Raw genomic sequence first — 12292 nt, forward strand, 5'->3', positions numbered from 1 at the left:
TTTATAATTGTACTATAATCTAAAGCATTAATATTCCTGATAAAATTACTCCCTCCGTACCCTATGAGCTGTTGTTCATTAATTGTATCTAGCAGTTGCTCTCTTTGGTTATTATTAATAGAATTTCTTGCTTTAGCAGAAGTATTAGCACCTTGGGATAAATTACGGCGAGAATCTAAAGTAACTTTGTTAGTACTTTGATTCCCTACATTATTCGCTACTTCTCGTGCTTGTTTTTTTGCCGAGTATATCTCATATTTACTCATAACTTTATTAGTATCTTGACCTGAGTTAGCTTTATTTTGCTTATACATATTAATTTGTTTAATTTTGTCTTCTAAGCGTATCCTTACCCTATTAAAATCTATGCTTTTAGGATCTGTTAAAGCAAAAAAACTTCTTCTTGCTGTATTTTCTTTCATAATCTCTATTAATACCTTCCCTATTGAAAGTGCAATAACACTCTCTTTATAATTTTTTTAACAATACTACAGTAGAATTATCCTAATCACAAGTCTTTTCGTAATTTTGTAATGATGTAACAATTATTAAAACCCTTGATTAGTATTATAATTATTTTGTTTACCTACTAATTGTACTACCTCAGAGGTAGGATCGTTAAGATTATCAGCCATAAAAGTACTACCCTCTTGTATGGCGTTCTCATTAGCATGAATATAACTTACGGCATCAATGAGATTACTATTATTTTCCTCAGCATTCTCCTTTTTCGCAACTGCATTTTGAGAAGATTCATTAACAACTTCTTCTAAATTTAGTAATAAATGGTTGATACTACCTACTTCTTCTAACATGCTCTCTAAGGTTTGTAGAATGCTATCTACTTGAGTATTATCCGCTTTTGACAATACTGTTGTATTAATTGTATCAGCTTTTTCTATAATAGCTTCTTCTGCAATGATTGCTTCGGTGGTAGTTTCCAAGGTAGTAATTTCTGCAGTATTAACTTCCTCAGTAAGAATTTCTTCTATAATTTCTGTAGTTTGAGAGTTATCTTTTGTAACTAATATTACATCTTCTGTAAGGGTTTCTTCAAAGAATTCCTTAGAAATCTCATCTACATAACTAACTGCTACAAGCTTATTATTATCATACGAAGCTTCTTTAGGAGGAGTTTGAACAACTAACTCTTTCAATATAGGTTGTTCTTCAGTAGCTCTTTTGCCACGTGCCTTATCACTAAAATAATTATCCATAAGATTTTTATCTTGGGTTAAGTCAATCCCTAAGTCAACAAGGTTAACTAGATTCCCAAATTCATCATAAAATTTACTACAGTGATTAAAGTTCCCTAAGATGGCTTCTATACTGGTATATTTATTTTTAATGATTATATTTCCGTTTTCATATCTAAATTCTAAATCTGCTAAGTTCATTTGGATATGATAGGTAGTTTGTCCGGCATTAGTATTAATAATGGTATCTTGAATACCCTTAATAAATACGATATCATCTTGAATTGACCCCAAGAAAGTATCGGTTATGGATTGCGTGTCCACTGCTCCGGCACTACTAGGAGCATTTAGTGTGTAAGTAATGCCTGTATAGGCATTACTTACGTTATTTAAGTCAAACCCTGCTAGTCTATCTGTAACGCCATTGTTTTTAGTAATCCAAACAGAACCATCTGTTTGTTTGTTTATAATAGTACCCTTCGACTTATAGGCAGAGCTGGTATTAGGACTTACTTGAATATAATAACCGCTGTTCTTATCATCCATCAGAATGTGATGTGTACCAGAGTCCACAAATAAGATGTTTTTAAAATTTTTGAAAGCACCGGCATCATATACTCCAGCATTAGCGTTCTGACTGATCCAATGACCGCTTTGGGACGACGAGGAACCTTTAACATGAAAATCTAACCTTATATTGTCAGTATTAACCTCTATTTTAGCATCAGTATGACCACCACCATCTATCAAGTTAAAGGCATGTAAAATATTCTTATTATTGTCAAAATAATTGACCTTAATATGGTGTGCTCCCTTACCTAATGCTATCATGTTTACTCCTGAAAATTGTTGGAGTATAGGCTTATCTGGGTTTTCTTGACCATGTGAAAAAGCAGTAATATCTTTTACAATGATATTACTAGAAAAAACATTCATATATACTGGGCTTTGATGATTATAGAAAATATTTCCTTTGTAGGTATTATTTTTTCCACTGATACTTCCCTGATTAAAGAATTTAAAATTATGATTAATATCACTAAATATTATCTGTATATCCTGAATCTTATCTACGCTAGTTAATTGTACCTCAGAAAAATTTTTTACTTCATTAGTCTTGTCTTTATTATCTTTTAAGAAGGAAAAGCTATTAGAAGACTCAACCGTCATGTGAATCATCTTCACAAGATTTGATGTAGACATTTTATAGATATTATTACCTTTACCACCATCAACAAGCCCTGCAGGATTATCACGCAGACCTGTTGCGTATAAATCATGTATAAAAACATCATCACCTTGTCCTAAATAGTATTTAGTAAACGCTTTAATATCTAGATTATAATTATCTTGAATCTTTGAACCACCTTTTTGACTAAGGTCAATTATTATACTACTAGTAATGCTGGACATATTTAATTCATTAGAAATCTTATTGCCCTCCCAAGCGTATAATCCTAGTATCCCTGTTAATGATTTATGGGCATTATCTATAGTTATAGTACCATCTACTGTCATATATTCTACATTAGAAATTGTTTTCTGAGGATTAGTCTTAAAATCATAGGTAATTTCCTGATTGGAATTAAATACAACTTGATAATAGGTACTATTATTAGTAGCCAGTCTAATATGATCGTTATTCCCAGAGCCGAACTTCCAATCCCAACTTGAGCGTATATCCCCTAAATCTACCCAGGTTTCCTTATTATTAAAATATACTATACCAGTACCGTGAATTTCTAAATTCTTAGAACTTGTTTGATCCCATTTATAAGGATTTTTAACAAGGTTAAATTTAAAAACAGTATTACTGTAAGCTTGAAGTTGTATATCTCCGGCAGATTCTGCTATAGTTAGAATATTATTCCCAACAGAAGTACCTTTCGCATCTATTTTTCTAATTTGATACTCAGGGTGACCTAAAGAATTAAGCATAATTCTATCCGAACCATTCCCTAATTTTATCTCTTTAGCACCTTGTAGTACAATATTACTATTATCAGGAGTTCTAAGAGTATTATTATTCCCTGCGGGATCGACAGTTAAATTTAATCTAGAAGTAGCACTTGAAAAATCAAAAATAGTGTTAAGTGTGTCATCTTTTAAGTTTACATCACCTCTTAAAGCTGCTACATCTCCAAATGTTAGGACTATATCAGATGTGGCTTTTGTAAAATTAAAATAAGTAAAACCTTCAAAACTATTATTCCCTGAGGTTAACTTCTTAGCCCCATCCATAATTAATTTGGTAAATCCATCGCCCTCTAGAGTTATAGAATTATGAGCACCTTTATTAGCATCTATATTAATACCTCCGCTATATTTAGAAATATTAGTAGCTAGAACTATAAAAGTATCACTTTCTTCAGTCCCTTTAAGATTTAGGGTTTGTCCGCTACCACTTACTTTATAAAGATCTATTATTCCTCTTTTATTAATATTAAACCCATCAGTAGTAAAGGTAAAGATAATAGGTTTATTAATGGTTGAATAATCAACAGTGAGAGTCTGACTAGTGTTAATATCAAATTTATATACACGAGCATTACTTTGCATCTTCAGCGTTAAAGCTTTATTGGCATTCATCGTATAGTCTTGAATTCCTAACATTCTCACTGTAAACTTGAAATTTAAACTGATATCTACTTGTAATTTATTCTCGCTTCCTACATCATTTAAAGTAAGGATATAATTACTCTGAGGCAGAGAGCTATGCTCCTGAATATGTAGAGAATTTTTAGCTCCGTTTCCATATAAATAAAGACTACTACCAGCAGTAAACATGCTGTGGGAAATATCAAAAACAAATTTAGTATCAGCGTTACTAGCAGTTATTTTGGTAATCGCCCCTTTAAAGGTTTCTTTTAAAGTATGAGTACCATCTTGACTTCTAGAAATAATTAGAGTATCCTGATTAAGATATTGCATCTCTAAAGCTACTGATGATTGTGAATAGTCAAGATGATGTTCTGCTCCAAGTGCATTGGCTTTGAGTGCTCCGAAGTTAATATTATATTGGGCATTACTGTCTAGCTTAATCTCTGAGAGAGCTAAACTACTAGCCTTATAATTCATAATAGTTTCCTTATCTAACAAAGATAAATCTATATTTTTAAAATTAGTTATGACATCTATGTAGAAAGACAGATTATTACTAATTTCCCAAGCTTTATTGACTATAGTCTGCATATTTTTATCAGCAGTTAAACCTGTATATTGAGTAATTATATCAATATTTCTTTTCCTAGCAGTAGAATTACTATAAGAGTAGGTAACAATATCATTGCCACCGCCACCATCTATCTGAAAAGTTGTATTAATAGCCTTAAATGCAACTTCATCATCCTTACTTGTTAATTGGAAAATCGAAAAATTATTAATAATATATCCGGGCGTGGTTATCTTCCCCCCGCTATCAATAATTAAATTTTTTGCAGAAGCATTATTTTTAAAAGAAAAAATATTATGACCGCTATCCCCGCCGTCAATGTTGATATCAGGTATTCCAGTGGGGAGATCTTTACTAATAAAAATATTGTTACCTCTTCCTAAGGTAATATGGGTTAATTTATCATGACCTAAGATTTTATCTACTACCGAAGGAATACTGGTATTTTGCTTAATTGTTACCTCATTAACAGATTTGGAATAATCATATTCCATATCTTGCACAGTATCGGCATAGGATATTTTGTTGCCTGTAGTACTGGTTACACCGGAAAAGTTATATTCTCTAGCATTCATATTACCTGAGGCTAGCACTTCATGAGAACCGCTACCTATTATGCTAAACGTATAAAAATTAGTAAAATTATGCATTTTGTTTACAGAACTATCGGTTATTATTAATTCTCCGGTATGAATTTTAAGCACACTATTAGTGGCACCCATATTCAAAACTAAAGCACTATCCTTTTTTGCAGTACCTGCAGTAAAGTTATACCCAGTAACATCTGCTACTACATAATTATAGGTTAGTTTAGAAGTTTGCGTGTCTGTTAGCAGTAACGAGAAAAAATTTTTATAGAGATCGGTTTTTGCAATACTGCTACCGTATTGTACCGACATATCACCTTTTACATTATTGTTATTAATTATTATTGTGATGTTTGTTGTTATATCTCTTAAATCTATAGAGTTAACTTGATTACCTGCTGCACTTACTTTGATATTTTTATTAGCTTCTACAACACTAACCGTACTTATATTAGAATTAGATAAGATAATTTCCTGAAAGTTTTTAATATTATCTATAATATTAGGAGAATCTTGTTTTACAACCTGACTAAAAATATCCCCTCCCTCTATTAATCTAACTGTCATATTATTAGAAATATGACTATAATCAATTTGATTGGATGTACCACCAGAGGCATTTATGGAAAATCCTTGATCAGCTATCTTCATAGTAATTTCATCATTACTACTAGTTAAAGAGATAACTGAGATATTTTTTAAACCACTTAATCTGCTTGGATTCCAATCTTCAATAAGAGGAGTATTTACTTTTTCAAAGGAAATTGCATTTATTCCTCCTCCTCCGTCTATTTCTAAATTGCTTAATTCTGACATATCAGAGATTATCCATTTATCATTAGCACCCGTACCAATCATGACTTGTAAATTCTTATAAGTATCTTCTGTAGAAACTAATCCGCTAACCTTTTTTGTTACTTTTTTAGTTGCTACATCAACATTGATAGCAAACTCAGTAGTGGTTTTTCCATAACTAAGAATATTTTTTCCGCTAGTTTGATTTCCATGCCCATCATAACTTGCTACTAGATTATTCCCCAAGAAGAAATCACTGTATTGTGAACCGATAAAATTTTGAAATCCTAATATTCCATCACTGTTTAATATCGGAAGCGGTTTATTATTATTAACCTCATATGTAGTTAAGTTAATCGTAATATCTTTATATACTGTCCCCACTGCTCCGTCTATATAAATCCCGCCCTTACTAGTAGAACCTGCCGTAACAGTATAATCTTCATAGCTAAGTGTGGCAATAGTTCCGTTATAATCAATAACTTCATAAAAAGCAACTTGGGTATTACCACCGAATATTTTAATATTAGGAGAATTCTCAACTTTTATTCTTTGTATGTTCATTATGTTTAAAGCAGAACTTACCCACTTAAATTCTGTAAAGCCTTGTATCTCTAAGATGTTTATTCCTGTACTATTATTTCCGTCGATTGTTAAACTACCTGTTGTTATGATTTCATCTAAAGCACTTTTAGATATTATAAAAGTATCATTCTTTTGAGTTCCTTTTATAATTCCGATTTTTTGAAAATTATCCCGCATAGAAATTGGATCATCTAAGCCTTTTAATATTTCATAAAATCCCTTAGCGGTTTTAGTGGTAAGTTTAAGAATAATGTTAATATTGCTAATACTACTATAATCTAAAGTATTACTAGCATTATATCCACTTCCTGTATAACTATAGTGTTGCCCTGATGAAGCCTTAATAGTATTAGTAGCGGTAGCTCTAGAAAAATCAAGTATATTAAAATTTTTGATAGTAAATGCACTACTACCACTACCTATTTCAGGATTGCTAGCATTAAAAATAACATTGTTTGCACCAATATATTCTAGAACATTGTTATTTGAAGAATTTGCATTAATCTCTTTATATTTAGCGCCTATTCTAACAATATTATTATCAGTAACTATAAGTTTATCATCATTCTTAGTTAACATTAAGGTTTTTATATCGTAAATATTAGTTATTTCCTTGGTAGTAGTACCATCAGAAATTGTCACACTATCATTTATATCATTTCCTACAGTTATACTTTTAGCTCCTGTTGCTATTTTATCTAAAGATAAAATATTGTTCATACCGTTTGCATCATATATTATAGATGCATCAAAATTAAGATCGGTTATAAATAAAGTATCTGCATTCTGTGAACCAATAATGTTTTGAAAAGATATAAACTTATCTACTTTAGCACTATTACTAGGTTTGATAATTGTTTGTGCGAATAAATCTATTTCTATAGATTCTGCGTATCGATCATATTTGAGTTTATTATCAGAACCACCTCTACCATCATATATAATATCACCATCTGCTTTAGCATAAACTACATCATTATGATCTGTTAATTTAATGGTTTTAATAAAATCATTAACTATAATATTGGCAAATTTAGCTGCATTCACTATAACTTTACCTTTATCAAGTCCTCCCCCTTGAGTATCATCTATGTCATAAGTTATACCTGAATTAAATGAATTAAATTCAATAATACTCTCTACGTTAACAGAGGAGTGTCCTGATAATTTTATTATTATATTTTGAGAATTATCTGTTTCCCCATCACCGATAACTTTAAAAGTAGTAGTATTGTTACTTCCTGAAAAGTTTTGAAAGTTTTTTACTGCAATTAAAGGAGGATTGCCACCCAAACTAATCTGATAATTATCTTTGATTAAAGCTATATTAAGAACTTCTCTCATAATACTAAAGTTTAAAGTATTATCATTTCCACCTCCGGCATCAATTTCTTTTACTACGTTATTTACATTATAATACAACATATCATTACCTTCTCCTAAGGTAATTTTTTGAATGTTTATTAATTGGTCTGCATAATTATTGCTGGCTATTTCTCTACTTACTATAACCTTGCTATCTAACATTGTTAGTATTAATTTTTCGGTATATCCTGTATATTCAACTGAATTGTTACTACCATCAAAGCCATCTAATGTATAATTCTTATTCCTTCTACTATCATTAATAATAATGCTATCATCTCCCTGGCTTAAAATATAATCAACCCTATCTCCGGATGGATCAGTAAATGCTGAGTTAAGATTATAGGTAATATTTGCTAAGTCTATAATATAGCTATCTAATAGTTTATTAATATCCGGCAGGACACTAAATTGTTCAAAGCTTATAGTAGCCTTTCCTGCTCCCCTTTGAATGTTAATTGTTTGGGAAGTAGTTGTATGTTGAGATTTATCTGATAAAATAAATTTATCATCTGCTTGACTTCCTTTAATATTCTCTATATTAAGAAAAGTATCAAAAGTAGTAGCACTATTTTTTGAGATTTGCTGATTGTTTTTAGCAAAATCAACAATAATCCCAGAACTTACATTTTCATAAGATAAAGTATCATTGCCGACATCGCTATCGAAACCATAATCATCATGTGAAGTTCCATAAAAAGTATCATCATGTGAAGTTCCTCTAAAGATATGAATACTTGGAATAGTATCAGTAAACCCCCCATTCTTTAAAACTGTATAGGATTTAATATTTGTACCACCGTAATTTACTATTGATCCTAAATTAACAATAATCTGATTGCTAAAACTACTATAATCTAAAATATCACCCTTAAGATCCGGATTGTTAAGTTGCATTTTCTCAAGAAGCGGTCGTATAGCAACTTGTGCAGGATCAGGTAATGTAGCAATATCTATAACCTTATCAGTACCTCCTCCTACAAAAATACTATTAATATTTTCACCAGAAATAAAATAATCACTAACCCTACTACCTATAACTCCCTGAATATTTTTATAGGACATATATTCAGTGGGATCTAAAGGGTTTACCGGCTTAAATTTACTAAAATAAAATATTGATTGTGTGGCATCAAATACTATTCCTCCTAATTCTTGAACATTATCAAAGGTTGCAAAAGATACTGAATTACCTTCTCCACCGGTTTTTTTACCACCACCGTCAATCTGATAAGATTGTAATTTTTTAATAACTGTAGTTGCATCTTCATGCACTTTGCTACCGGTGCTATCGATTTTATATATAGTTGCAAAAATAAACTTATCATCTCCAGCTCCGGCGATAAAATTATCTATATTTTTAAACTCATCCTGATTATTGGTATTTCCTTTATAAACAATGTCAACCCCTAAATCAAAAGTTAAGCTGATATTCTCATCAGTACTCGATTCGTAACTCAAGATATCTTCCCCATAATCAGTAGCCTGTATTTGGGTATCATATCCGTTTTTATTAGCTCCTCCTCCTATAAATTTATAAGAATTATTAACAACACCTTTAAAGATATCATTATTCTTTGTTCCTACAAAAGTCTTGATGTTTGAAAAGGTATCTTTTAAGTTTCCGGCAACTGTGTGCTTCTCAATCTCTGAAGTAAGCATATCTACAGTAATACCAGTAAAATTAGTATTAAAATAACTTAAAGTATTTTCTCCTCCTTGACCGTTAATAGTGTCACTCCCTGAGTTACTTGCAAAAATACTATCATGAGTTTCAGATAGAATAACGCTTCCTATCTTTGTATAAGTATCAAATACTGTAGTCCCTATATGATCAAGATTAGTAATAGTATTAATTTTATAGATTTTGCTTGTATTTAAATCAAGACTAATCCCAGAATTAGCTTTTTGATAACTTAGGATATTTTCAGCGTCTCTGGCAAATCCGTCATACTGTAATGCACCTTGGGCACTACCAAAAAACATATCCTTCCCTTGACTACCTATCATCTTATCTATATTTTTATAATAATCTACATCAGCTGTTGCAACATCAATACCGTTGGTACCTTTATTTACAAATGCTCCCTTGTTAGAATTCATATTGTTAGCATAAACGGTAATTCCACCATCTATCTTTTCATAGGATAAAGTATTATTGCCTTTATTTCCGTCAAATTGGTAACCAATAGAATTATCCGCACCTGTTTCATGTTCTTTTCTTACTTTGTCATATTCGGCATATTTGCCACTGTAGAAAATATCATTTCTCTCCCCACTGATAATTTTCTGAATACTATAAAACTCTATAGTTTTACTGCCAACATCTGTTGTTTTTAGGGTATGAGAATCGGTACTTAAATCTACTATTACACCCTTGCTATCCGATTTAAAATAGAGAGCATTTACATCTAAGTTACCACTTCCAACAATGGTAAGATCGCTATTAAATTGATCATAAATATTGAAAATATCATCATAATTAGATCCTATAAAAATTAATTGAGAATTCTCTCTAAAAATTAGATCTGCCCCTACTTGTTTTTGTACAAAAATAGACCTTGTATCACCTACACTATCACTAACTTGTTGTTTAAAAATCCATTTGCCATTATTAAGACTTTTAATATAGTCTGCAATATTACTTATACCATAGTGCATAATAAGACCACTTTTAATAGGGAAGGTATTAAGATACGGTGCTAGATCTGTTGCCATAGAACCCTTTAAAGGTAATTCTAAACCCTTGATAGTATGAGAATCCCAATACTTAGTAAATTGATTATTGTTATAAATTATTTTATCTATATCTGATGATAGATCTGAGCCACGATGATCTCCTGTATAAGTTACATTAATTCCAGTACTACCAAAAATTGTGTCACTCCCCTCACCTGCTGAAATATAGTCATCCCCGGCGTAACTGAAGATATTATCATTACCATCTCCTGTGATAATTTGATTACTAGCATATCCTCCTACTATAATATCATTACCATCTCCTGTTGTAACATTAATCCCAGGACTACTTGCGGATAATACGTTGTTAGCATTTTTCACATCAACTATATTAGCAATATTAGATATTTTAATTGGCATATTTTGATTGGAAATTTCTATTTTACCTGATTGAGGATTGGGATAACTGATAGCAAAATTTAAAGAAAAATTATTAGTTTCAAAATCAAAAGGAATTAATAAATTTACTTTAAACTTCCCTGTAGTATCTAAATTCATTAATTTATATACTACTTGCCCATTCTCAATATCCTGTTCAACAACAGAAGATGAAGCCTCTGCAATTTCAAAGCTAAGTCCTGCCGGCAATCCGTATATTTTTATATCAATCGGATATATCCCTTTAGAGTAATCTATTAATAGGGTTTTTTTATACGAAGGGTTACCAGCATGTATAAATGTGGTATTAGCATTAACATATACACTTGTTGAGCCTTGTAAACCGTATACTGACACCGGACCTAATTGAGATTCTGGGTCTTTATCAAATCCTATATCAGCACTGCGTATTGAATAATATTCATAAGGATTTCCGCCAATAGTTGTATTACCTTCATTTTGCGTTATATAATCAAACATCCAAGTTAAAATTACGCTGGGTTTATTTGGTATATTCTCCTGACCGGGTTGATCTTTATCATTTTTAGTTCTACCAGGATTATTGGTATTAAAATTTGTATTTGCATACATACCCTTACCATCAAAAACTTTTTGTAAGCTAGAGGTGGCATTTTTATCTATTACTTTATCAGGACGACCAGGATTGGGTACATTCACATTACCAATACCGGCAATAGGATTACCACCTTCAAGATTACCTTCTTGTTCTGTTCCCAAAATAATTTTGTTTACAGTTTCAGTTTGTTGTACTAATTGATATTCATCTCTATCAGCCAATATAAGTACGGCATTACTATCTAAAACTTCATATTGATTAATAAAGTCTTCTAATATAACTCTTTTATTCTGATAATCATATATTTTAGGAGGATTATCATTAAAATATAGTACAGCAAGTGAAGCAAAAGATACAGAAGCACCATTTTGGAAAATGATATCCACATCACCGTTAATTATATCTACTTTTACTGCACTAAGATCAAAATTTAATCGGATAGTATCGTCCGGACGAACATAGACAATATTAGTATCTAACTTATCTGCAGGAATGGCAACTTGAATCTCTTTACCATTATATAATACTATTTCATTAGTTTTATCAGTTTGTGGATTAGTATCTGCCATTTTAAATTCTCACCTTAATTCACTATTATATATTACTAATACTAATATTTATTTTTTAATTGCATACTTATAAATACTTTCTTAGAATTTTATTGCTTGATTTTTCAATATTTATAATTCCAACAATTAAATAACTATACTGTAACATTTTTTACATTCTGATTATATTTTGAGGAAGAATATTGTTGTATAAAATTTTTATTACTACTTTACAATATAGAAGTAAGCTATTATCTTATATTTTCTTTATTTTTTATAAAGATGATAAAATATTTACAACTTGTCATATTAATTTTAAGATCGGAAGAGCGGTTCAGCAGGAATGCCGA

The 12292-nt window shown here is 30.8% G+C and carries 2 protein-coding genes; both read right to left on the minus strand.

Going from position 1 to position 12292, the window contains the following annotated elements:
- A partial coding sequence (locus ACQCX0_RS01645; RefSeq protein WP_462562402.1) for a hypothetical protein occupies window positions 1–422 on the minus strand: 422 nt, incomplete at its 3' end.
- Window positions 423–548: 126 nt separating this feature from the next.
- Entirely contained in the window at window positions 549–11963 is an 11415-nt protein-coding gene (locus tag ACQCX0_RS01650; RefSeq protein WP_462562403.1) for a hypothetical protein, read from the minus strand.
- Window positions 11964–12292 lie beyond the last annotated feature (329 nt).

It is taken from the genome of Candidatus Hepatincolaceae symbiont of Strigamia maritima (assembly GCF_055505085.1).